19 protein-coding genes are annotated in these 22864 nt (G+C 72.4%); 17 read left to right on the forward strand and 2 right to left on the reverse strand.

Annotated features, from left to right (window positions below; all coding sequences use genetic code 11):
- Positions 1–35: 35 nt before the first annotated feature.
- The 9 genes from ACIPQB_RS00895 (at position 36) to ACIPQB_RS00935 (ending at position 9646) form a co-directional block, all read left to right on the forward strand.
- Positions 36–575 (forward strand): DUF721 domain-containing protein, encoded by a 540-nt coding sequence (locus tag ACIPQB_RS00895; protein WP_446483307.1) that lies wholly within the window; start codon positions 36–38, stop codon positions 573–575.
- 150 nt (positions 576–725) lie between these two features.
- A complete protein-coding gene (locus ACIPQB_RS00900) occupies positions 726–1361 on the forward strand; it encodes a DsbA family protein (RefSeq protein ID WP_446483308.1) in 636 nt (211 codons plus the stop codon).
- On the forward strand, positions 1358–2029 hold the full coding sequence (locus ACIPQB_RS00905; protein ID WP_446483309.1) for a DsbA family protein: 672 nt from the start codon (positions 1358–1360) through the stop codon (positions 2027–2029). Before ACIPQB_RS00900 ends, ACIPQB_RS00905 begins: the two co-directional genes overlap by 4 nt.
- Before the next feature lie 16 nt (positions 2030–2045).
- Positions 2046–5492, forward strand: a complete 3447-nt coding sequence (locus tag ACIPQB_RS00910) for an AAA family ATPase (RefSeq protein WP_446483310.1) — start codon at positions 2046–2048, stop codon at positions 5490–5492.
- 260 nt (positions 5493–5752) lie between these two features.
- Positions 5753–5887: a 50S ribosomal protein L34 gene (gene rpmH, locus ACIPQB_RS00915; protein ID WP_012284717.1), complete on the forward strand. Its 135-nt coding sequence runs from the start codon at positions 5753–5755 to the stop codon at positions 5885–5887.
- Positions 5888–6001: 114 nt separating this feature from the next.
- A complete protein-coding gene (gene rnpA / locus ACIPQB_RS00920; protein ID WP_446483311.1) occupies positions 6002–6430 on the forward strand; it encodes a ribonuclease P protein component in 429 nt (142 codons plus the stop codon).
- A 7-nt stretch (positions 6431–6437) separates the two neighbouring features.
- Positions 6438–8300 carry a membrane protein insertase YidC gene (gene yidC, locus ACIPQB_RS00925; RefSeq protein ID WP_446483312.1) on the forward strand — a complete coding sequence of 621 codons (1863 nt, stop codon included), beginning with the start codon at positions 6438–6440 and terminating at the stop codon, positions 8298–8300.
- Complete coding sequence (yihA, locus tag ACIPQB_RS00930) at positions 8300–8941, forward strand: ribosome biogenesis GTP-binding protein YihA/YsxC (protein ID WP_446483313.1); 642 nt, start codon at positions 8300–8302, stop codon at positions 8939–8941. Before yidC ends, yihA begins: the two co-directional genes overlap by 1 nt.
- 207 nt (positions 8942–9148) lie before the next feature.
- Positions 9149–9646, forward strand: coding sequence for an ASCH/PUA domain-containing protein (locus ACIPQB_RS00935; protein ID WP_446483314.1), 498 nt, complete (start codon positions 9149–9151; stop codon positions 9644–9646).
- Between the two features lie 171 nt (positions 9647–9817).
- Here ACIPQB_RS00935 and ACIPQB_RS00940 read toward each other — a convergent pair whose 3' ends face one another.
- On the reverse strand, positions 9818–10270 hold the full coding sequence (locus ACIPQB_RS00940) for a chemotaxis protein CheW (RefSeq protein WP_446483315.1): 453 nt from the start codon (positions 10268–10270) through the stop codon (positions 9818–9820).
- Positions 10271–10495: 225 nt separating this feature from the next.
- Here ACIPQB_RS00940 and ACIPQB_RS00945 point away from each other — a divergent pair, with 225 nt between their 5' ends.
- Positions 10496–11983 (forward strand): PAS domain S-box protein, encoded by a 1488-nt coding sequence (locus tag ACIPQB_RS00945; RefSeq protein ID WP_446483965.1) that lies wholly within the window; start codon positions 10496–10498, stop codon positions 11981–11983.
- Positions 11976–12590 carry a response regulator FixJ gene (gene fixJ, locus ACIPQB_RS00950; RefSeq protein WP_446483316.1) on the forward strand — a complete coding sequence of 205 codons (615 nt, stop codon included), beginning with the start codon at positions 11976–11978 and terminating at the stop codon, positions 12588–12590. The genes ACIPQB_RS00945 and fixJ overlap by 8 nt, the downstream gene beginning before the upstream one ends.
- Here the strand turns inward: fixJ and ACIPQB_RS00955 are convergent.
- Complete coding sequence (locus tag ACIPQB_RS00955) at positions 12587–13453, reverse strand: aldose 1-epimerase (protein WP_446483317.1); 867 nt, start codon at positions 13451–13453, stop codon at positions 12587–12589. The two genes, fixJ and ACIPQB_RS00955, sit on opposite strands and share 4 nt — an antisense overlap.
- A 169-nt stretch (positions 13454–13622) precedes the next feature.
- On the opposite strand from ACIPQB_RS00955, the gene ACIPQB_RS00960 reads away from it, so the two are divergent.
- From ACIPQB_RS00960 to ACIPQB_RS00985, 6 genes are all read left to right on the forward strand, one after another.
- The gene (locus ACIPQB_RS00960; protein WP_446483318.1) at positions 13623–17066 is read left to right on the forward strand and encodes a DUF2339 domain-containing protein; all 3444 of its coding nucleotides are present in this window, start codon (positions 13623–13625) and stop codon (positions 17064–17066) included.
- A complete protein-coding gene (locus ACIPQB_RS00965; RefSeq protein ID WP_446483319.1) occupies positions 17063–18079 on the forward strand; it encodes an SMP-30/gluconolactonase/LRE family protein in 1017 nt (338 codons plus the stop codon). The genes ACIPQB_RS00960 and ACIPQB_RS00965 overlap by 4 nt, the downstream gene beginning before the upstream one ends.
- A 124-nt stretch (positions 18080–18203) precedes the next feature.
- A complete protein-coding gene (locus ACIPQB_RS00970) occupies positions 18204–19484 on the forward strand; it encodes a rhamnogalacturonan acetylesterase (RefSeq protein ID WP_446483320.1) in 1281 nt (426 codons plus the stop codon).
- The gene (locus tag ACIPQB_RS00975) at positions 19474–20445 is read left to right on the forward strand and encodes an alpha/beta hydrolase (protein WP_446483321.1); all 972 of its coding nucleotides are present in this window, start codon (positions 19474–19476) and stop codon (positions 20443–20445) included. The genes ACIPQB_RS00970 and ACIPQB_RS00975 overlap by 11 nt, the downstream gene beginning before the upstream one ends.
- Complete coding sequence (locus ACIPQB_RS00980) at positions 20442–22007, forward strand: rhamnogalacturonidase (RefSeq protein ID WP_446483322.1); 1566 nt, start codon at positions 20442–20444, stop codon at positions 22005–22007. Before ACIPQB_RS00975 ends, ACIPQB_RS00980 begins: the two co-directional genes overlap by 4 nt.
- Positions 22004–22714: a DUF6250 domain-containing protein gene (locus tag ACIPQB_RS00985; protein ID WP_446483323.1), complete on the forward strand. Its 711-nt coding sequence runs from the start codon at positions 22004–22006 to the stop codon at positions 22712–22714. The genes ACIPQB_RS00980 and ACIPQB_RS00985 overlap by 4 nt, the downstream gene beginning before the upstream one ends.
- Positions 22715–22864 lie beyond the last annotated feature (150 nt).

Below are 22864 nucleotides of genomic sequence, written 5' to 3' on the forward strand. Positions count from 1 at the left end.
TTGGGCGGAATGGGAGGGGCTGCTACCTTCCGTCCATGCGCCGTCCCCTGCCCACCGCGGAAGAAGCCCTCGAGATCCTCAAGCGCCGCCGCACGCGTCCGCAGCGTCGACCGCCGCCGCCGGCCGGCAAGTCGCTGGCCCCGCTGATCAAGCAGCTGGACGCCAAGTTCGGCCAGGGTCCGGCCCTGCTGCAGACCCGCTGGCGCGAGATCGTCGGCGAGGTCCTGGCCCGCCGCACCGAGCCGGTGCGGGTGGTCAAGGGCCGCAATGGCGAGGGCGGGGCCCTGGAGCTGCGGGTCGACGGCCCGGTCGCCTCGCTGATCCAGCACCAGGCGCCGCAGATCACCCAGCGCCTGGACCTTCTGCTGGGCAAGGGCGTGGTGACCCGGCTGCGCATCGTCCAGGGACCGGTCAAGGCCCCCGCCGCCCAACCCGTCCCCCGCCCGCGCCGCAAGCCGCCGCTGGACGCCGCCCAGGAGCGCGACCTGGCCGACAGCCTGGCCGCCCAGCCCGAAGGCGGGCTGAAGGACGCCCTGCTGAAGCTGGGGCGCGCCGTGCTGCGCGAGCCGCGCTGAGGCGCCGCGGGCTTGCTCCAGGGGCCGACCACTCTGGATTGACGGCCCCGCCCCGGCTAGGCTGAGGCCAAGGCCTTATCCGCGCCCTTTTCGCGCGCCTAAAGAATCGCGCTTAACTTCACTGTTCACGCCTCTTCCAGGGAAGATCACATGCGTCCGCTGACCCGCCGGCTCCTGACCGCCGTCGCCCTCACCGCCTCTCTGGGCGTCGCGCTCGCCGGCTGCGACAAGAAGGAGGCGGCCACCGCCGACGACATGTCGCTGGGCAATCCCGCCGCCAAGGTCACGGTGATCGAATACGCCTCGGCCTCGTGCTCCCACTGCGCCCGCTGGAACAACGACGTCTTCCCGGCCTTCAAGTCGAAGTACATCGACACGGGCAAGGTCAATTACGTCTATCGCGAGTTCCTGACCCCGCCGGTGCAGGTGGCCGCCGCCTCGTTCCTGCTGGCCCGCTGCGCCGGCAAGGACAAGTACTTCCAGGTCATCGATTCGGTGTACCACTCGCAGGAAGAGATGTTCACCACCGGCGACTTCCGCGGCGTGCTGCTGCGGGTCGGCCAGTCGGCCGGCCTCAGCGAAGACCAGTTCAACGCCTGCGTCAGCGACGAGAAGAACCTCAAGGCCCTGAACGCCCGGGTCGAGAAATACGCCCGCGACGCCAAGATCACCGGCACCCCGACCTTCGTGGTCAACGGCAAGAAGGTCAACGGCGAGGACGGCGGCGAGGCGTCGCTGGCCCAGCTGGACGCGGCGATCGCCGAAGCCGAGGCCAAGGCGAAATGAGCCTCGACCGCCGCGCGCTGATCGGGTCCGGTCTTTCCGCCGCCGGCCTGGTCCTGGCGGCGGCGCCGGGGGTCGCGCGCGCCGCGCCCCTGCCGCCGGCCGAAGGCGACATGGCGCTCGGCTCGCCCAAGGCCCGGGTGCAGGTGGTGGAGTACGCCTCGCTGTCCTGCAGTCACTGCGCCCACTGGAACAACGAGGTCTTCCCGGCCTTCAAGAAACAGTTCATCGACACCGGCAAGGTCCGATACGTGTTCCGCGAATTCCTGACCGAGCCCGCCCAGTTCGCCGCGGCCGGCTATCTGCTGGCCCGCCGGGTCGGGCCGGCCAAGTATTTCCAGGTCATCGACACGGTCTTCCGCCAGCAGGCGGCGATCTTCGAAAGCCAGGACCTGTGGGGCGGCCTGCTGAAGATCGGCCAGGGCTTCGGCCTGACCGAGGAACAGTTCACCGCCGCCCTGCAGGACAAGGCCGCCCTGGACGCGGTCAACGCCCGGGTCGAAAGGGCCACCGAGCGCGACAAGGTCGAATTCACCCCGACCTTCTTCGTCAATGGCGAGCGCCTCGAGGGCGGCCAGCCGATCGAGGCCCTGGCCGCCGCCATCGCCAAGGCCGCGCCCGGCAAGGCAGCCCGCGGCAAGGCGGTCCCCAACAAGCCGGCCAAGGGCTGAGGGGCGGGCGCGCGCCGTGCAATTCCAGCGCCTGCGCCTTTCGGGATTCAAGTCCTTCGTCGAGCCGACCGAATTCCGGATCGAGCCGGGCCTGACGGGCGTCGTCGGGCCCAACGGCTGCGGCAAGTCCAACCTGCTGGAAGCCCTGCGCTGGGTGATGGGGGCCAATTCGGCCAAGGCCATGCGGGCCGGCGGCATGGACGACGTGATCTTCGCCGGCAGCGGCAATCGCCCGGCCCGCAACCACGCCGACGTCACCCTGACCATCGACAACGCCGACCGCACCGCCCCGGCCCAGTTCAATGACGACCCGGTGCTGGAGGTGGTCCGCCGCATCGACCGCGGCGAGGGCTCGACCTACCGCATCAACGGCCGCGAGGTGCGGGCTCGCGACGTGCAGCTGCTGTTCGCCGACGCCTCGACCGGCGCCAACTCGCCGGCCCTGGTCCGCCAGGGCCAGATCAGCGAGCTGATCGGGGCCAAGCCGCAGAACCGCCGGCGCATCCTCGAAGAAGCGGCCGGGGTCTCGGGCCTGCACACCCGCCGCCACGAGGCCGAGCTGCGGCTGCGGGCCGCCGAGGCCAATCTCTCGCGGCTGGAGGACGTGGCCAGCGAGCTGGAGACCGCCCTCAACCGCCTGCGCCGCGAGGCCCGCCAGGCTGAGAAGTACAAGCGCCTGTCGGCCGAGATCCGCGCCGTGCAGGGGGCGGTGCTCTACGCCCGCTGGGCCGAGGCCCGCGACACCCTCAACCGCACCCAGGCCGAGGCCACAGAGGCGGCGCGAAGCGTCGAGGACACCGCCCGCGCCGCCGCCGCCGCCCAGACCGCGATCCTGGCGGCCGAGACCGCCATGCCGCCGCTGCGCGAGGAGGCCTCGATCGCCCAGGCGGTGCTGGGCCAGCTGGCCATTCAGAAGGACCGGGCCGAGCGCGAGGCCGAGGCCGCCCAGGCCGAGTTCGAGCGGCTGTCGGCGGACCTGGCCCGCATCGACGACGACCGGGCCCGCGAGGCGCAGGGCCTGCAGGACGCCGTCCAGGCCCTGGCCCGGGCCGAGGCCGAGCTGACCGAGCTGCGGGCCCAGATCGCCGCCGCCCCGGCCCGCGGTCCCGAGCTGGCCGCCGCCGCCCAGGCCGCCGAGGCCGCCCGCGCCAAGGCCGACGCCGAGGTCGAGCAGCTGGCCGCCCGCGCCGCCGCCGAGGAGGCCCGGGCCCGCGCCGCCGCCCAGCGCCTGGCCGAGGCCGAGGGCCGCCTGGCCCGCACGGTCCGCGCCCTCGACCAGGCCAAGGCCGAGCGGGCCGCCGTCGGTCCCGCGGTCGATCCGGCCGCCGCCGAGGCCCGCCAGCGCTTCGCCAACGCCGAGGCCGGCCTGGCCGCGGCCCGGCAGGCGCTTGAGGACGCCGAGGCCGCGCGCGCCAAGGCCGCCCAGGCCGAGGCCGCCGCCCGCGACCTGGCCCGCAAGGCCGAGGACCAGCTGGGCCGGCTGCGCACCGAAGCCCGCGGCCTGGCCCAGCTGACCGCCCCCCGCGCCAAGAGCGGCTTCTCGCCGGCCCTCGACGCGGTGACCCCCGACAAGGGCTATGGCGCCGCCCTGGCCGCCGCCCTCGGCGACGACCTGGAGGCGGCCCTGGACCGACGCGCGCCGTCGTTCTGGGCCGGCGCAGACGCCAGGCCCGTGGCCTGGCCCGAGGGCGCCCAGCCGCTGGCCCCGCTGATCAAGGCCCCGCCGGAGCTGGCCGCCCGCCTGGCGCACGTGGCCGTGGTCGCCCGGGCCGACGGCGACCGACTGGCCAAGGACCTGCCCGTCGGCGCGCGGCTGGTCTCGAAGGAAGGCGACCTCTGGCGCTGGGACGGCTTCACGGCCCGGGCCGACGCCCCCAAGCCGGCTGCCGTGCGGCTGGAGCAGCGCACCCGCCTGGCCGAGGTCGAGGCCGAGATCGACCAGGTCGCCCCGCGCGCCGAGGCCGCGACCGCCGCCCTGAAGGCCGCCGCCGACGCTTTACGGGTCGCCGAGGAAACTTTGCGCGATAAACGACGCGGTCCGCCCGAGGCCGAGCGCCTGCTGACCGGCGCCCGCGAACAGGTCGCCCGCCACGAGCGCGAGGCCGCCCAGCGCGAGGCCCGGGCCCAGTCGCTGGACGACACCATCGCCCGCTTCGAGGCCGAGCGGGTCGAGGCCGAAACCGCCCTGGCCGCGGTTCGCGCCGAAAGCGCCGGGGTCGAGAGCGCCGAAGACCTGGCCCCGCAGCTGGCCGCCGCCCGAGCGGCCGCCACCGCCGCCCGCGAGGTCGCCGCCGCCGCCCGCTCGGCCCTCGACCAGGAGACCCGCGAAACCGCCGGCCGCCAGCGCCGCCTGGAAAGCCTGGAGCGCGACCACGGCGACTGGAGCAAGCGCCGCGAAGCCTCGGCCCGCCGCGAGCAGAGCCTGGAGGCCGACCGGACCAAGGCCGCCGCCGCCCTGGAGGCGGCCCGCGAGGCGCCGGCCGTGCTGGCCGGCCGGCTGCTGGTCATCGTCGAGCAGTTCGCCGCCGCCGAGGATCGCCGGGCCAAGGCCTCGGACGCCCTGGAAGCGGCCGAGACCGGCCGCCTGACCGCCGACCGCGCCGCCCGCGCCGCCGAACAGGCGGCCTCGGAGACCCGCGAGAAGCGCGCCGCCCTGGTCGCCAGGCTCGACGCCGTCCGTGAGCGCTTCGCCGAGGTGGCCGGGGCGATCCGCGAACAGGCCCGCATGGAGCCGGACGAGCTGGGCCGCCACGTGGCCGGCGAAGCCGTGGCCGTGCCCAAGGACGCCGCGGGCGTGGAAGCGCACCTCTTTGCTCTCGAAAGGGAGCGCGACGCCATCGGCCCGGTCAACCTGCGGGCGGAGGAAGAGGCCCAGGAATACGCCGCCCGGCTGGAGACCATGCGCACCGAGCGGGCCGACCTGTCGGGGGCGGTCGGCAAGCTGCGGGCCGGCATCGAGGAGTTGAACGCCGAGGGCCGTGAACGTCTCCTGGCCGCGTTCGAGGTGATCAACGGCCACTTCCAGACCCTGTTCCAGGCCCTGTTCGGCGGCGGCCAGGCCGAGCTGCGGCTGGTCGAGAACGACGATCCGCTGGAGGCCGGGCTGGAGATCTTCGCCTGCCCGCCCGGCAAGCGCATGGCCAGCATGAGCCTGATGAGCGGCGGCGAGCAGGCCCTGACCGCCAGCGCCCTGATCTTCGGCGTCTTCCTGGCTAATCCGGCCCCGATCTGCGTGCTCGACGAGGTCGACGCCCCGCTCGACGACGCCAATGTCGACCGCTACTGCAACATGCTGGACGAGATGCGCCGGCGCACCCGCACGCGGTTCATCGCCATCACCCACAATCCCGTGACCATGAGCCGCATGGACCGGCTGTTCGGGGTGACCATGGCCGAGCGCGGCGTCAGCCAGCTGGTCAGCGTCGACCTCAGCACGGCCGAGCAACTGGTGGCCGCGCAGTAGGAGGCTTCAACCCCTCCCGCTCGCCCCCTTCCTCCGTCTCCCCGGCGAAGGCCGGGGTCCAGATTCATCCAGAGCGGCTCGTGGGCTTCACCTGGGCCCCGGCCTTCGCCGGGGAGACGGCGTTGGGAATGGTCCACCGCAACAGCGAGCCTCGCGCCATCGCGACTCCGGTTGACAGGGCCGGCCCCTTCCCTTATCCACCGCCCCTCACTCGCGGAGGCCTCACGGCTTCCGCGTCCCATTATTATCGGAGCCACCTCGTGAAGCGGACATTCCAGCCGTCGAAGCTCGTGCGAGCCCGCCGTCACGGCTACCGCGCGCGTATGGCCACCAAGAACGGCCAGAAGATCGTTGCGCGTCGCCGCGCCAAGGGCCGTAAGCGCCTGACGGCCTAACAGCCTTTCTCCCGCCCCTTCCTCGCAAGGGCGGCGCGGGAACAAGACCATGATGGAAGCCGCCCTTTCCTCGAACCAGGCCCAGCGCCTGCGCCGGAAAGGGCGGCTTTTTTCATGACCGAAACCCAGGTCCCGCCCAAGATCGAGCGCCTGAAGAAGCGCCCGGACTTCCTGAAGGCCGCCAAGGCCCCGGCCCTGGCGCGCGGCGCGGTGTTCATGCAGATGCGCCCGCGCCAGGACGAGGACCCGCTGATCCGGGTCGGATTCACCGCCACCAAGAAAATCGGCGGCTCGGTCGAGCGCAATCGCGCCAAAAGACGCCTGCGCGAGGCCGCCCGCCTGCTTCTCCCCCTTCATGGCCGCCCATCATGCGACTATGTGTTCATCGCTCGCGGTGGTACTGGCCAGCGGGCTTGGGGGCGTTTGCTTGACGATGTTAAAACCGCGTTGATAAGCCTCGCCGCCGAACACGACCGCGCGGGCCAGGGCCCGCCGCCCGTTCCGCACGCCCCCGCCGCGTCCGATTCCTCCGTTTCTGGTTAAGTCACCCATGCAGAACGACACCAACAAAAACACGCTGCTGTTCTTCGTCTGCGCGCTTGCGATCCTGTTCGGCTACCAGTTCCTGGTCATGGGCCCGCAGCAGAAGCAGCACGAGGCCGAGCTCCGCGCCAAGAAGGCCGCCGAGGCGCAGATCGCCGCCCAGCCCGGCATGACGATCGGCGCGGACGGCCAGCCCCAGCCGATGAAGCTGTCGCGCGACCAGGCCAAGGCGGAAAGCCCGCGCATCGCCGTCGACACCCCGGCCCTGTCCGGCTCGATCGCCTTGAAGGGCGCCCGGATCGACGACCTCTGGCTCAAGCGCTACACCCAGGAGGTCGCCAAGACCTCGGCCCCGGTCGAGCTGTTCCGCCCCGAGCACGCCGAGAACGCCTGGTTCGCCGACTTCGGCTGGGCCGGCGCCAACCTGCCGGGCCTGCCCACGCCCCAGACCCTGTGGTCGGCCCCGGCCGGCCAGGTGCTGCGTCCCGGCTCCCCGGTCACCCTGACCTATGACAACGGCCAGGGCCTGGTGTTCACCCGCACCATCTCGGTCGACGCCGACGCGATGTTCACCGTCGCCGACAATGTCCGCAACCAGGGCGGCGCGCCGGTTGCCCTGGCCCCCTACGCCTCCGTCCAGCGCCAGGGCATCCCGGCCACCCTGGGCAAGACCAACATCGTCCACGAAGGCGCCATCGGCGTGTTCGGCGGCGTCAAGGACGAGAAGTACGTCCTCAACCAGGCCAAGTACCAGAAGTGGAAGAAGGACAAGCCGGACCAGACCTTCGAGTCCAAGGGCGGCTGGAACGGCATCACCGACAAGTACTGGCTGGCGGCCCTGGTGCCCGAGCAGTCCGAGACCATCCAGGCCCGCTATCGCGTGGTGCCCTCCAACGGCGTCGACATCTATGAATCGATGTTCCTGGGCGCGGCCAAGTCGCTGGCCCCCGGCCAGGCGATCAACCACACCACCCGCCTGTTCGCCGGCGCCAAGACCGTGCCGCTGCTGACCCGCTACCAGTACGGCGGCAAGCCGGTGGTCTGGTGGCAGTTCTGGAACCGCCCGCCCAGCGCCATCCCCAGCTTCGACAAGGCCGTCGACTGGGGGATGTTCGCGGTGTTCACCCGCCCGATCTTCAACATCCTGGAGATCTTCTACAAGATGGTCGGCAATTTCGGCGTCGCCATCCTGCTGCTGACCGTGATGCTCAAGCTCCTGCTCTTCCCGCTGGCGGACAAGAGCTACGAGTCCATGGCCAAGATGAAGAAGATCGCCCCCGAGGTCGAGAAGCTGAAGGCCAAGCACAAGGACGATCCGGCCAAGCAGCAGCAGGAAATGATGGCGCTGTACGGCAAGGAGAAGATCAATCCGATGATGGGCTGCGTGCCCATGCTGATCCAGATCCCGATCTTCTACTCGCTGTACAAGGTGCTGACGGTGACCATCGAGATGCGGCACGCGCCGTTCTTCGGCTGGATCGTCGACCTGTCGTCCAAGGACCCGACCACCTTCACCAACCTGTTCGGCCTGATCCCCTGGGATCCGGCCACCGCCCCGCTGATCGGCGGCCTGCTGGCCGGCCCGCTGCACATCGGCGTCTGGCCGCTGCTCTACGGCTTCACCATGTGGCTGACCACGGCGATGAACCCGCCGGCCGGCGACCCGATGCAGCAGAAGATCTTCCAGTTCTTCCCGATCATCTTCACCTTCACCCTGTCGCAGTTCGCGGTGGGCCTGGTGATCTACTGGTGCTGGAGCAACGTGCTGACCATCCTGCAGCAGTACATCATCATGCACCGCTACAAGGTCGAGAACCCGATCGACAAGCTGGTGAACCGCCTGCGCGGCAAGCCCGTCGAGGCGACCTGATGGACGAACTGGCCTATAGCGAGGACGAGATCGAGGCGGCCCGCGTGCTGTTCGCCCAGCCGGCGACCTTCATGATGGGCGCGGTCAAGATGGACGGCATGCCGGCCCCGACCCTGCCGGAAGTGGCCTTCGCCGGCCGCTCCAATGTCGGCAAGTCCAGCCTGATCAACGGCCTGGTCGGCCAGAACCACCTGGCCCGGGCCTCCAACTCGCCGGGCCGCACGCGGGAGGTCAACTTCTTCGTGCTGGCCGAGCAGCTGCGCCTGGTCGACCTGCCCGGCTACGGCTTCGCACGGGTGTCCAAGAGCGTCGCCGACAAGTTCCAGGACCTGGGCCGGGCCTATCTGCGCGGCCGGGCCAACCTCAAGCGGGTCTATCTGCTGATCGACGCCCGCCACGGGCTCAAGTCGGTGGACGCCGAGGCCCTGGACGCTCTCGACGTGGCGGCGGTCTCCTACCAGATCGTCCTGACCAAGGCCGACAAGATCAAGCCGGCCGAGGTCGCGGCCACGGTCGAGAAGACCCTGAAGGCCATCGCCAAGCGCCCGGCGGCCTTCCCGGCGGTGCTGGCCACCTCCTCGGAAAAGGGCTTCGGCCTGCCTGAGCTGCGGGCCGAGATCGCGCGGACCTGTTTGTCCTAAAGCCACCGCAACCTCCGTCTCCCCGGCGAAGGCCGGGACCCAGATTCATCCGGAGCCTTTCGTGGGTTTCACCTGGGCCCCGGCCTTCGCCGGGGAGACGGAATTTGGGCATGCGAAGAGTCCACAAGATCGCTTCCTCGCCTTAACCTTACGGCCAGATCCGGCCGCTAAGGCCACGCCTTCCGTATTCTGAAAAAGTCCCTGCCCATGACCCGTCACGAACTGAAGACCTGGCCGCAATATTTCGCCGCCGTGCGCTCGGGCAAGAAGCGCTTCGAGATTCGCCGCAACGACCGCGAGTTCGCGGTCGGCGACGTGCTGGCGCTGCGCGAGTTCGATCCGGAGACCGACGCCTATACCGGCCAGGTCGAGGAGCGGCAGATCACCTTCCTGCTGTCGGAAGAGGACTACGGGGTGATCCACGGCTTCGTGGCCATCGGCTTTGGCGAGGTGGTCCACCACGGCGACGTGCCGACCGACGGGGCCCTGACCGCCGAGCAGCTGGCCCAGTGGCACGAGACCACCGCCAGCAACGCCGCCCTGCGCGCCCAGGACGCCCGCAAGGTCGCTCAGAGCTACGCCGCCCCGACCACCGGCCGCGCGCCGATGCCGGTCTCGGCCGACCGCCACAACGCCGTGGCCGACGCCGCCGAAGCCGAGGCCCGCTTCCATGCCGCGGCGGCCCGGATCGTGCGCGGGAAGTAGGGACTACTAAGCCGTCATCCCGGGCCTTGTGCCCGGGACCCATGGTTCAGCTGACGGGCGTCGCCTTGGCGCGCAGGCGCGCCACACCGCCGCCCTTGCGGCGGACGGATGGGTCCCGGGCACAGGGCCCGGGATGACGAACTTCAAAATCAGCTGAAGACAATCCGGCCCTTACGCCGCCTGGCGCACCTGGGGCGGGAAGACGTCGTCCATCCGCAGATAGGTGATCAGCCGGCTGTCCAGCGAGATGATCGCCTGGATGAAGCGCAGCTCGTCGACGCCCAGGTCCGGGGTCGGCTGCAGGTGCTCGCGCGAGACGGTGAAGGTTTCGCTGACCGCGTCGACCAGGATGCCGGCCAGGCGGTCCTGGCACTCGACCACGACGATGACGTGGCGGGTCTCGGGGACGGTGACGCCCAGGCCCAGGCGGTTGCGCAGGTCGATGACCGGCATGATCGCGCCGCGCAGGTTGATGACGCCCTTCAGGAAGCTCGGGGCGTGCGGGATCGGGGTGGCCGGGGTCCAGCCGCGGATCTCGCGCACCGTCTTGACGTCGATGCAGAACTCCTGCTCGCCGATGCAGAACGAAATCAGCTCCAGGGCGGGTTCGGCGTGTTCGGTCATGGTCGTTTCCCGGGGCTCGAAAGGGCGGCGCGGCGAAGGCCGGCGACCGGTTTCGCGTCGGCGTCCAGAAGAGCCTGTCCGCCGTTTAATAACGGTTAATGCTAAGCTTGCCCGGCGGCGTGTCGGATTGTCGCGGCCGCGGCGGCGGCGAACCGGTCGAGACCTTGGCCGCGCCCCACGCTATAGGGTAGCCCGACCTTGCGGAACGGAGACCGCCACCCCGTGATGACCATGGCCGCCGGCGCCACGCTGCACAGCGATCTGCGGCCCCGCGCCTATTTGGCGGCGCTGGGGACGGTGGCGGCCTGCTGCCTGGTCCAGCTGGCCCTGCCGGCCGCCTTCGGCGCGCCCACCGCCTTCCTGCTGTTCGTGCCGGCGGTGCTGGTGAGCGCCGCGCTCGGCGGCCTGGCGCCGGGCCTGTTCGCCACCGTCCTGGCCGCCGCGGCGGTCTGGCTGCTGAAGGTGCGCAGCGCCCCCGACCAGGCCACCGCCCTGTCGAGCCTGCTGTTCGTGATGATCGGGGCCGGCCTGTCGGTCGGCGGCGGCTGGTTCCACGCCGCCCGCCGCCGGGCCGCTGCCATGACCCATCACCTGCAGTCGATCCTCGACTCCGCCCCAGACGCCGTCATCGTCATCGACCAGGCCGGGATCATGACCTCGTTCAGCCCGGCCGCCGAGCGCCTGTTCGGCTGGCGCGCGGCCGAGGTCGTCGGCCGCAATGTCAGCCTGCTGATGCCCGAGCCGCACCAGTCGGCCCACGACGGCTACCTGGCCCGCTACGCCCGCACCGGCGAGAAGCGGATCATCGGCCTGGGCCGGGTGGTGGTGGGCCAGCGCAAGGACGGCTCGACCTTTCCGATGGAGCTGGCGGTCGGCGAGACCCGCGGCTCAAGCCCATTCTACACCGGCTTCATCCGCGACCTGACCGAGCGCCAGCAGACCGAGACCCGGCTGCGCGATCTGCAGACCGAACTGGTCCACGTCTCGCGCCTGACGGCCATGGGCGAGATGGCCTCGACCCTGGCCCACGAGCTGAACCAGCCGCTGTCGGCCATCGCCAACCTGCTGACCGGCTCGCGCCGCCTGCTCGACCGCGGCCGTCCCGAGGACCAGGCCAAGGTCCGCGACGCCGTCGACAAGGCCTCGGCCCAGGCGCTGCGGGCCGGCGACGTCATCCACCGGATGCGCGAGTTCGTCCGCCGCGGGGCCAGCGAGCGGGCGCCCGAGAGCCTGTCCAAGGTGGTCGAGGACGCCGCCGCCCTGGCCCTGATCGGGGCTCGCGAGCACCTGGTCACCACAAGGCTGAAGCTCGATCCCGCCGCCGACGCGGTGTTCGCCGACCGGGTGCAGATCCAGCAGGTGCTGGTCAACCTGATCCGCAACGCCGTCGACGCCATGGCCGATTCGCCGCGCCGCGAGCTGACCATCTCGAGCCAGCGGCTCGACAGCGGTTCTGTCCAGGTCAGCGTCACCGACACCGGCTCGGGCATCAATGACGACTTCCGCGAGCGCCTGTTCCAGCCGTTCATGACCACCAAGGCCGAGGGCATGGGGGTGGGGCTGTCGATCTCGCGCTCGATCATCGAGGCGCACGGCGGCCGCATCTGGGCCGACCCCAACCCCAAGGGCGGGACGATCTTCCATTTCATCCTGCCGGCCCGCCGCGATACCAACGACCTTGAGGACGAGAACGAGGACCCGATCGATGAGTGAAGCCGTGGTGCACGTGGTCGACGACGACGAGAGCGCCCGCGAGGCCCTGGCCTTCCTGCTGGAGGCCGCCGATTTCGAGGTCCGCAGCCACCCCTCCGCTCTGGCCCTGCTCGACGCCCTGCCGCTGGAGGGCGCCGGCTGCGTGATCACCGACATGCGGATGCCGGACATGACCGGCCTGGACCTGATGCTGGAACTGAACGCCCGCGGCTCGCGCGTGCCGGTGATCATGATCACCGGCCATGGCGACATCCCCCTGGCGGTCGAGGCGATGCGGGCCGGGGTCGTCGACTTCATCGAAAAGCCGTTCGGCGAGTCGCGCATCCTCGACGCCCTGGCCCGGGCCCTGGCCGCCAGCCCCCGCCCGGTCTCGGCCCCCGCCGCCGACGACCAGGCCGTGGTGCGCCAGAGGCTGGACACCCTGTCCGAGCGCGAGCGCCAGGTGCTGGACGGGGTGGTCGACGGCCATCCCAACAAGGTCATCGCCCGCGACCTGGGCATCAGCCCCCGCACGGTCGAGATCTATCGCGCCAAGCTGATGTCCAAGATGCACGCCGACAACCTGGCGGCCCTGGTGCGCATGACCCTGTCGGTGCGGCGGGGTTAACCGCTCGCCACGGCCATCCACACCGAGGCCGTCTCGCCCGGGGCCAGCACGCGCAGGCCGCTGTCCTCGCCGTGGAACGGGTCGGGGCGGTTGGCTACCGGCTCGGCGCAGATGAAGTCGGCGCCCGGCGGCGAATAGACGTGCAGCCAGCGGCAGTCGGGCGAGGCGGTCAGGACAGTGGCCGGACCGCCCGGGGCCGACAGCGTCGCCGTTCCGTCCCAGCCGGTATAGCAGTGGTCGATCAGGCTGGAGACCGCGGTCGGCGCGCCCTGGGCCCAGTCCGGGCCCCAGGGCCCATCGACATGGTGGGTGGGCAGGACGTCGGCGTCGATCATCCAGACGCCGGTCACCCCCGCCTGCAGCCGCTCGCCCGGCCGGGTCGGGAAATAGGGATGGAAGCCCAGACCGGCCGGCATGGGTTCGTCGCCGGTGTTGGTCACCGACAGGTCGATGCGCAGGCCGTCCGCCCCGAGGCGGAACCGCTGCTCGGCGCGATAGGCCCAGGGCCAGGCGCCCGGCGGGTGGTCGAAGGCGAGCACCGCCTCGGCCGCGCCGGCCGACTCCACGGTCCAGGCCCCACGCCAGCCCTGGCCGTGCAGGGCGTGCGGATGGCCGGCCAGATTGGGCGGCAGCACGACGTCGCGGCCGCCGAAGCGGAAGCGGCCGTCGCGGATGCGGTTGCAGAACGGGACCAGGGGGAAGCCGCCGGTCTCCAGCACCTCGCCGGTTCCGGCCGGGGCGGGCCGCAGCACCTCGCGCCCGTCCCAGCTGAACCGGCCGACGGCGCCGCCAAGGGCGGGCAGGATCTCCAGGCGACCGCGGTCGGTCTGCAGGACGACGGGGCTGGCGGCGGTCTTGGACATGCTCATCGGGCCTCGGCGGACGATAGCGGTAACGGTCCGCTGACTAGCCACATCGGCGCGGCGAAACAAGCGATCCTTGCCCGCCCCTCCGAGGCGACTGGACGGGCCGGGCGGGAATGGGGCACAACTTTCGGCTGACGGGCTGGGGGCCCTGCGTGGGGGCGTAGCCGTGACCTGGCTGATCATCATTGGGCTGGCGATCTGGGCGCTGCGCCAGAACCAGCGGCTCGAGAAGCTCGAGGCCAAGGTCCGGATGCTGTCGAGCGCCCCGCCGGTCGTCGTCGCGCGCGAACCGGCGCCGGTCAGCGCCCCGATCCATGACACCCCTCCGCCGCGGCCCGCGCCGGCGCCCGAACCCGCCCAGCTGGTCACGCCGACCTACAGGCCCGCCTACATCCCCGCGTCCACGCCCGCCCCGGCTGCAACCGCCCCCGCGCCCGCTCCGCCGCCGCTGCTGACCCCGCGCCCGCCGTCGCCGCCGCGTCCGGCGATCACCTGGGCGGCGGCCTCGACCTGGCTGGCCGAGAACGGCCTGGCCTGGCTGGGCGGCGGCGGCCTGGCCCTCGGCGGCCTGCTGCTGGTGGTGCTGGCCGCCCAGCGCGGGGTCTTCACCCCGCCGTTCCGGATCATCGCCGCCGCCGTCCTCGGCCTGGCCATGATCGCGGCCAGCGAATGGATCCGCCGCCAGAACGACGCCCCCGGCGGCCGCCACGCCCTGGCCGCCGCCGCGGCGGCGGGGGCCGGCGCGGTCACTCTCTATGGGGCGGTCTGGGCCGCCCATGCGCTCTACGGCCTGATCCCGCTGCCGGTGGCCGGCGGGCTGGCGGCGGCGGTGTCGCTGGGCCTGCTGGCCCTGTCGCTGCTGCATGGCGAGGCCCTGGCCCTGCTGGCCCTGTTCGGCGCCTTCCTGGCCCCGTGGATGACCGGGGCCGGCGCCTGGTCGCCGGTGGCGCTGGAGGCTTATCTCGGCCTGCTGGGCGTCACCGGCGCGGCGATCAACGCCCTGCGCCGCTGGGCGCGCGGCGGCCTGGTCACCCTGGCCGGCCTGCTGGCCTGGACCCTGGCGGCGCTGGGGCAGGACCGCCAGCTCGACGCGGCGATCCTGCTGGCGCTGGCCCTGGCCGGCCCAGTCGCCGCGGTGCTGTGGCGTCGCCGCAGCGCCGAGACGGCTCCAGCCCCCGACCTCTTCGCGCGCCTGCCGATGATCGCCCTGTTCGCGGTCAGCGTCGGGTCGCTGCTGCTGTGGACCGACCCGGTCCAGGCCGGCCATCTGCCGATGCTCGGCGTCGGGTTCGGCGCCTTGCTGGTCCTGGCCGGCGCGGCCATGACCGTGCTGCGGTTGGTCCCGGCCAGCGCCTTCGCCGCGCCGGTGGCGGCCACGACCCTGGACCTGGTCGGCCATCTGGCCTTCCGCCAGCCGTCGACCGCGGCGGTCGGCGCGCTGGGCGCGGTGTTCGCCCTGGTGGCGGTGATCGCCGCCGCCGGCCTGGGGGCGGCGCTGCGGAGCCAGGCCAAGGCCCGCACCACCCTTCTTGCCGTTTCCGCGGTCGGGGCGGCGGTCATCGCCACCTTCGCCCGCTCGACCTTCGACCACGGACCCGGATCCTTGGGCAGCGTCCTGGCCGGCCTGAGCGCGCTGCTGCTGGCGACCGGGACGGTCGTGATCGCTCGCCGCGTTGAGGACGTCCGCCGCGACGCGGGCCTGGGCCTATGGGTCGCCGCCGCCGCCGAGCTGCTGTTCCTGACCGTCCACGCCACGGCCCCGAGCGCTTTCGAACCCGCCGCCCTGGCTCTGAGCGGCCTGGCCCTGGCGGCGATCGCCAACCGCCTGGCCTGGCGCGGCCTGGCCGCCACGGCCGTGGCCGGGGGCCTGGTCGCCCTGGCGATGATGCTGCGCCCGGACTTCGTCGACGACGCCGTCTCTGGCCGCCTGTCCCTGCCCCTGCTCGCCGTCGTCACCGCGGTCGCTGCGGCCGCCCTGCTGGCCGCCGCCCGCATCGTCGGCGGACGCCTGGCCGACCACCGCACCGAGGCCGAGGCCCTGTCGACCGCCGCCCTGCTGGTCGTGCTGACCGGGGCCTTCCTGGTCCTGCACGCGCTGCTGGCTCGGCTCGGCGGACCGGCGGCGAACGTCAACGCCCTGCTGGAAGCGGCGCTGCGCACCGCCCTGGTGCTGGCGGCCGGACTGCTGCTGGCCGTGCGCGGCCGCCCCGACGACGGCCCGATCGCCCGCTGGCGGCTGATCCTGGTGACCACCGTCGGCGCGGTCCACGGCCTGCTGACCGGCGGCCTGGCCCTGAACCCCTGGTGGGGCCTGGGCGCGCTGTCGGGCGGCCTGCCGGTGCTCAACGACCTGATCCTGATCTTTCTGGCCCCGGCCCTGCTGCTGGCCGCCATCGCCTATCGCCGAGCCGAGGCCCGGGACGTCTGGACCCGCGGCTGGATGGCCGCCGCCGCCGTCTTCGCCCTGCTGTGGGCGGTGATGACCGTGCGCCACGGCTTTCACCCCGGCGCGGCGATGCATGACGTCCCGATCGGCCGGGTCGAGGGCTGCGCCTACGCCCTGATCGGGCTGCTGACCGCGCGGGCCTTCCAGGTCGGCCGGCTGGACGGCGAGCGCACCGCCTGGCTGCGCGCCGCCGCCCCCGCCGTCGGTTGGACCGCCCTGGCCGTCGCGACCCTGGTGTTCGGCTGGCTGGCCCATCCGTGGTGGGGACCATTCGCCGCCGCCATGGCCTCGCCCCTGCAGCTGGTCCTGCTGCTGGCCCTCTACGCCGCCGGAGCCGCAACCGCCTTCACCCTGAAGCGCGGCGATGACCTGGCCCGGGCCGCCCTCTGCATCGCCGTCGGCCTGGGCCTCGCTCTGGTCGCCCTGCTGGTGCGGACCGCCTTCCACGGCCTGGACCTCGGCGCGCCGCCGGTCGGCCGGGCCGAGGCCTGCATCCACGCCCTGGTGGTCCTGCTGACCGCCCGGGCCCTGCTGACCCCACGCCTGGACATTCCGCGCGGGGCCTGGCTGCGGGCCGCGGCGCCGGCCGCCGGCTGGATCGCCCTGGGCCTGGCTGGCCTGGTGTTCGGCTGGCTGGCCAGTCCGTGGTGGGGACCGTTCGACGCGCCGCCGGTTTCGAACGCGCACGTGGCGCTGATCCTGGCCCTGTACGCGGTCGGCGCGGCCGCCGCCCTGGTCCTGCGGCGCGGCGGCGGGGCCTTCGCCCGCACGGCCCTGTGCGTGGCGGTCGGCGTGCTGTTCGCCCTGGTCACCCTGCTGGTCCGCTGGGCCTTCGAAGGAACCGGCATGCGTGACGGCCTGGACCGCGGCGGGCTGGAGACCTGGACCTTCTCGGCGGTGTGGGCGGCGTTCGGCCTGATCGTGCTGTTCCGCGCCTCGGCCCGCAAGGACGTCGCCCTGCGCTGGCTGGGCCTGGTCGTCCTGCTGCTGACGACCGGCAAGGTGCTGCTGTTCGACATGGCCACCCTGGACGGCGTGGTCCGCGCCGCCTCGTTCCTGGTGGTCGGGGCGCTGTTCATCGCCGGGGCCCTGGTGGCGCGGCGGCTCAACGCCCGCGCCGAGCCCGCTATCGACAAACCGGCCGAGGAGACCCTGGCCCCATGACCCCGCTCCTGTCCCGTCGGCGCGCGGCCGCCGCGATCCTGGCCGGCCTGGCCGCCGGCCCCGCCCTCGCCCAGCCCGCGTCCTATCCCGTGGTCGGCAAGGTCGAGCGGCTGGATCCGGCCCTCGACGCCCTGGTCGAGGCCGACGCGCCGGTCGAGCAGGTGCTGGACGGATTCACCTGGAGCGAAGGCCCGGTCTGGGTCGGCGGCGTCGACGGCTATCTGCTGGTCTCCGACGTGCCCGCCAACCGGATCCTGCGCTGGTCGCCGGACCGCGGCGGGGCGGTGTGGCTGGCCCCGTCGGGCTATGCCGGTCCCGAGACCGGAGCCCTGCGCGAGGCCGGGGCCAACGGCCTGATCCTGGCCCGCGGCGGGCTGGTGGTCGGCGACAGCGGCAATCGCTGCGTCTCGCGCATCGACCTGAAGACCAAGAAGAAGACCGTCCTGGCCGCCAGTTTCGAGGGCAAGCGGCTCAACAGCCCCAACGACCTGGTCCTGGCCCGCGACGGGACGATCTATTTCACCGATCCGCCCTGGGGCCTGAAGGGCGACTGGAGTTCGCCCTACCGCCAGACGGACTTCGCCGGCGTCTATAGGCTGGGCGTCGACGACAGCCTGACCCTGGTCGACCGCACGATCGAGCCGAACGGCGTCGGCCTGTCGCCCGACGGCCGCACGCTCTACGCCACCGACCGCAAGTCCGGCTGGGTGGCCTGGAGCCTGGACGCCAAGGGCTTTCCGACCGCCCGCCGGCAGTTTGTCGACCGGGCCGCCAGCGGCGTGGCGGGCGGCGACGGGCTGAAGGTCGACCGCGGCGGCAACCTGTGGGCCTCCAGCCGAGACGGGATCTCGATCTTCACCCCGGCCGGCCGGAGGATCGGGATCGTCCGCGCCGACGACGTGATCTCCAATTGCGAGCTGGCCGCCGACGGCCATCTCTACATGTCGTCCAACCATCGGGTGCTGCGGGTGAAGGTCAAGGCCCGCAAGCTGGCGGTCGGTCGACGGTCCTGACCATCGCCTCAACTCCCATTTTCCGGGATCATATTCTGCAATGTGAAACCTGTTGCGCCGCCCCGCGCCCGCCGCTATCAATCGAACGGTGAAGCGCGACAAAGATCGCTAGGGAGGCGTCGCCGTGATCTTCGACAGACGCGCGCTGCTGGCCGCCCTCGCCGTCACGCCGGCCTGGACGCCGGGCGCCCGGGCGGAGGAGCCGGTCAAGCCGATGCAGGGATGGGCGTTCGACTTCGGCGACGGGCCGACCGCGCCGGGCCATGTCAGGGTCGCACGGGACAGCCTCTACGGCCCCGCGGTCGGCTACGGCTTCGAACCGGTCGCCGGCGTGTCCCCCTTCCTGTTCTCGGTCGCCGCGCCCGACGGCGACTACCGCGTGACGCTGGAGCTCGGCGGCGGGCCGGCCTCCGACACCACCGTCAAGACCGAGTCTCGACGGCTGATGCTGGAGCGGGTCGTCACCCGCCCCGGCCGGACGACGACCGTCGACTGCGTCGTCAATGTCCGCAGCCCGGTGCTGACGGCCCCCCCGCCCAACGCCCCGGGCGGGGTGCGCGTCCTGCTCAATCCGCGCGAGGAAGGGTCCTACGACTGGGACGACAAGCTGACCCTGGAGTTCTGCGGCCCCGTCCCGGCCCTGCGGCGGCTGCGGATTGAGCCGGTCGTCGTCCCGACCGTGTTCCTGGCCGGCGACTCCACCGTCACCGACCAGCGGTCCGAGCCGGGGGCCAGCTGGGGCCAGATGCTGCCGCGGTTCTTCAAGCCGCAGGTCTCGGTCGCCAACCACGCCGAGTCCGGCGAGACCCTGAAGGCGTTCCTGGTCGAGCGGCGGCTGGACAAGCTGCTCAGCCGCATCAAGCCCGGCGACTGGCTGCTGATCCAGTTCGGCCACAACGACCAGAAGGTCCAGTGGCCGCAGACCTATGTCGAGGCCGCCACCACCTATCGCGACTATCTGAAGGTCTATATCGGCGAGGCCCGGCGGCGCGGGGCGACCCCGGTGCTGGTGACCTCGCCCCATCGCCGCAGGTTCGACGCGGCGGGCAAGATCATCAACACCCACGGCGACTATCCCGCGGCGGTCCGCGCGGTGGCGCGCGACACCGGCGCGCCGCTGATCGACCTGCTGGACATGAGCGCGGCGTTCTACGAGGCCCTGGGGCCGGACCAGGCCTGGAAGGCGTTCGCCGACGGCGGCAAGGACGCCACCCACCACAACAATTACGGCGCCTATCAGTTGGCCCGCTGCGTGGTCGAGGGGGTGCGCAGCGCCGTCCCCGACCTGGCCCGCCACCTGGCCGACGACTTGCCGCCGTTCGACCTGGCCCGTCCGCCGGCCCCCGACAGCTTCGTCATGGCGCCCAGCGCCGCCCGCAGCCAGGAGACCCCGCGTGGCAACTGACAGCGGTTTCGACCGTCGCGCCCTGCTGGGCCTGGGCGCCGCCGCGGCGGTGGCGACGCCGGCCGTGGCCCGAGCCCAGGACCCTTCCGTCGTCCAGCTCGGCGACCTCTGGCCCGGTCCGCCGCCGGGCGGCGAGCGGGTCACGGTCGAGGAGCAGGTGGTCCTGCGCACCCCGGGCGGCGATCCCAACGACACCGCCTTCGTCCATGTCCGCAAGCCGTGGCTGATGATGCGGCGGCCCGAGCGGCCGAACGGCGCGGCGGTGCTGATGATCCCCGGCGGCGGCTACCAGCGGGTGGCGGTCGGCAAGGCCGGCGGCGGCATCGACGCCTGGTTCGCCCGCCAGGGGATCACCGCCTTCGTGATGGACTACCGCCTGCCGGCCGACGGCTGGGCGGCGGGACCGGACGTGGCCCTGCAGGACGCCCAGCGCGCCATCCGCCTGATCCGCGCCCGGGCCCCGGAGTTCGGCCTCGACCCGGCCCGGGTGGCCGTGGCCGGGTTCTCGGCCGGCGGCCATGTCGCCGCGCGGCTGGCGACCCGCTTTGCGACCGACAGCTACGCCCCGCTCGACGCCGCCGACCGCCTGCCGACGCGGCCGCTGGCCGCGGCCCTGTTCTATCCGGTGATCACCCTGACCGCCCCCTACGCCCACGGCGGCTCGCTGAAGAACCTGCTGGGCCCGGCCCCGACCGACGCCGCCCGGCGGGCGATCTCGGCCGAGCAGGACATCCCGGCCGACGCCCCGCCGACCTTCATCGCCGCCGCGGCCGACGACAAGGTGGTGCCGATGGAGAACAGCCTGCTGATGTTCCAGGCCCTGCGCGCCAAGGGGATCGCCAGCGAGCTGCACGTCTTCGAGGCCGGCGGCCACGGCCTGGGGGTCAGCGGCCAGGCCGGACCGATGCCCTCGGCCGAGCTGCTGAGCCTGTTCCTGAAGCGGCACGGGCTGTTCGCATGAGCCCGCCGGCACTCGACGTTCGCGCCTTCGGAGCGCGGGGCGACGGCGCGACGCTGGACACCGACGCCCTCAACCGCGCGATCGCCGCGGCCCATGCGGCGGGCGGCGGCGTGGTCGCCCTGCCGGCCGGGCGCTACCTGTCGTTCTCGCTGCGCCTGCTCAGCGGCGTCACCCTGCGGCTGGAGGCGGGCTGCGTGCTGGAGGCCGCCGACCCGGCCCGCCACCCCGGGACCTACGACCCGGCCGAGCCCAATCCCTTCGACCTCTACCAGGACTTCGGCCACAGCCATTGGCGCAACAGCCTGATCTGGGGCGAGGACGTCGAGGACGTCGCCATCCTCGGCCCGGGCAAGATCGACGGCCTGGGCCTGACCCGCGAGGGCCCCGGCTCGCGCTGGAGCCGCCAGGCCGGCGAGTTCCCGCTCAGCATGGCCCAGCTGTCGCCCGAGGCGATGGCGATCCTGTCGCCGGGCCTGGAGGCCATGGCCGGCCAGGGCAACAAGGCCATCGCCCTGAAAGGCGCCCGCCGTGTCCGGCTGGACGGCTTCACCGTCTATCGCGGCGGCCATTTCGCGATGCTGGCCACCGGCTGCGACGACCTCGCCATCACCAACCTGCGCATCGACACCAACCGCGACGGGATCGACCTCGACGGCTGCCGCGACGTGCTGGTCGCCGACTGCCGGGTCAACACGCCCAATGACGACGCCATCGTGCTGAAAAGCTCGCTGGCCCTCGGCGCCGTGCGGTCGACCGAGCGGGTCGAGATCACCCGCTGCCAGGTCAGCGGCTTCGACCTGGGCACGATGCTGGACGGTACGCTGGGGCGCACCCAGCAACTGGCCCCCGACCAGGACCGCGTCACCGGCCGCATCAAGCTGGGCACCGAGTCCAATGGCGACTTCCGCCACATCACCATCAGCGACTGCCAGTTCGACCGCTCGCGCGGCCTGGCCCTGGAGACCGTCGACGGCGGGGTGATCGAGGACGTCGCCATCCGCAACATCGTCATGCGCGAGGTCACCACCGCCCCGCTGTTCCTGCGGCTGGGCGACCGGCGGCGCGGGCCGGAGGGCACGACGCGCGGGGCGATGCGGCGGATCAGCGTTCGCAACCTGACCGCCTGGGACATCCTGCCCGACTACGCCGCGACCCTCGCCGGCCTGCCGGGCGATCCGATCGTCGACGTCAGCCTGGCCGACATCCGCCTGGTCTATCGCGGCGGCGGCGCGGCGGCGCTGGCGGCGCGGCGGCCGGGCGACCTGGCCGAGGCCTATCCCGAGCCCAGCATGTTCGGCCCGACCCCGGCCTACGGCCTGTGGGCCCGACATGTCGACGGCCTGCGGCTGGACAATGTCCGTATCGAGACCCTGACCCCCGACCAGCGGCCGCCGATCCTGCTGCAGTCGGCCCGCAGCCCGCGCCTGACCGGGCTGGAACTGGCCTGGACCGAGGGCGCGGGGCCGATCGTCGCCGAATCCGTCACCGCCCTGGTCGCCGATCCGCCCCGCCGACTTGGCCCGGAGGCGGCCAGTCGCGCGCCGGAGGCGCTGCGGCGATGAGCGGCTCCCCGTCGCGCCGGGCGGTCGTCGCCGGCCTGGCCGGGCTAGGCGCGGCGCCGGCCCTGGCCGCCGGGCCCTATCGGGTCGGACATCATCTCTATACGGATGATTTCCGCCACAGCCTCGGCCGGTGGGCGATCGAGGCCGAGAAGCCGGCTCGCGTGGCGGCGGCCGACGGCGTGCTCGACCTCGACGCGCCGGCCGGCCTGACCCTGTGGTTCCGCCCCGAACTGGTCGGGCCGGTGATGATCCAATACCAGGCCCAGGCGGTGTCGGCTGGCGGCCCCAACGACCGGGTCAGCGACCTCAACGCCTTCTGGATGGCGCGGGAAATCTCGGGCGACAGCCCCCTGGCCCATCCGCGCACCGGGGCCTTCGCCGACTATGACACCCTGAAGACCTACTATGTCGGCCAGGGCGGCAACGGCAACACCACCACCCGTTTCCGCCGCTATGTCGGCCGCCCCGGCCAGCGGCCCCTGCTGCCGCAGCACGACCACGCCGCCGCCGCCGAGATGCTGGCTCCCAACCGCTGGACCACCGTGCGCCTGGTCGCCGACGGCGAGCTGATCCAGTACTGGAGCGACGGCCGCAAGCTGTTCGAGCTTCGCGATCCCGAGCCCTACACGAGCGGCTGGTTCGGCCTGCGGACGACGCAGAGCCATCTGCGGATGAGGGAGTTTCGGGTGTTCGCCCTTACGCGCTGAGCTTGCCCGGCCGGCTAGGTGGAAGCTTTAGAGCTACTAGTTTTAGATCCATGCGCCCCTTCTTCCGTCTTCCCGGCGAAGGCCGGGACCCAGATTCATCCGGAGCGGCTCGCGGGTTTCACCTGGGCCCCGGCCGAAGTTTATCCTGAG

It is taken from the genome of Caulobacter sp. LARHSG274 (assembly GCF_052871235.1).

Bases quoted from the DNA above. Each gene is read 5' to 3' on its own strand.
- yihA (WP_446483313.1), top strand. From the start codon at position 8,300: ATGGACGAACTGGCCTATAGCGAGGACGAGATCGAGGCGGCCCGCGTG.
- ACIPQB_RS00945 (WP_446483965.1), top strand. From the start codon at position 10,496: ATGACCATGGCCGCCGGCGCCACGCTGCACAGCGATCTGCGGCCCCGC.
- ACIPQB_RS00940 (WP_446483315.1), bottom strand. From the start codon at position 10,270: ATGACCGAACACGCCGAACCCGCCCTGGAGCTGATTTCGTTCTGCATC.
- fixJ (WP_446483316.1), top strand. From the start codon at position 11,976: ATGAGTGAAGCCGTGGTGCACGTGGTCGACGACGACGAGAGCGCCCGC.
- ACIPQB_RS00895 (WP_446483307.1), top strand. From the start codon at position 36: ATGCGCCGTCCCCTGCCCACCGCGGAAGAAGCCCTCGAGATCCTCAAG.
- ACIPQB_RS00955 (WP_446483317.1), bottom strand. From the start codon at position 13,453: ATGTCCAAGACCGCCGCCAGCCCCGTCGTCCTGCAGACCGACCGCGGT.
- ACIPQB_RS00980 (WP_446483322.1), top strand. From the start codon at position 20,442: ATGAGCCCGCCGGCACTCGACGTTCGCGCCTTCGGAGCGCGGGGCGAC.
- ACIPQB_RS00985 (WP_446483323.1), top strand. From the start codon at position 22,004: ATGAGCGGCTCCCCGTCGCGCCGGGCGGTCGTCGCCGGCCTGGCCGGG.
- rnpA (WP_446483311.1), top strand. From the start codon at position 6,002: ATGACCGAAACCCAGGTCCCGCCCAAGATCGAGCGCCTGAAGAAGCGC.
- ACIPQB_RS00900 (WP_446483308.1), top strand. From the start codon at position 726: ATGCGTCCGCTGACCCGCCGGCTCCTGACCGCCGTCGCCCTCACCGCC.
- ACIPQB_RS00905 (WP_446483309.1), top strand. From the start codon at position 1,358: ATGAGCCTCGACCGCCGCGCGCTGATCGGGTCCGGTCTTTCCGCCGCC.
- yidC (WP_446483312.1), top strand. From the start codon at position 6,438: ATGCAGAACGACACCAACAAAAACACGCTGCTGTTCTTCGTCTGCGCG.
- ACIPQB_RS00965 (WP_446483319.1), top strand. From the start codon at position 17,063: ATGACCCCGCTCCTGTCCCGTCGGCGCGCGGCCGCCGCGATCCTGGCC.
- ACIPQB_RS00935 (WP_446483314.1), top strand. From the start codon at position 9,149: ATGACCCGTCACGAACTGAAGACCTGGCCGCAATATTTCGCCGCCGTG.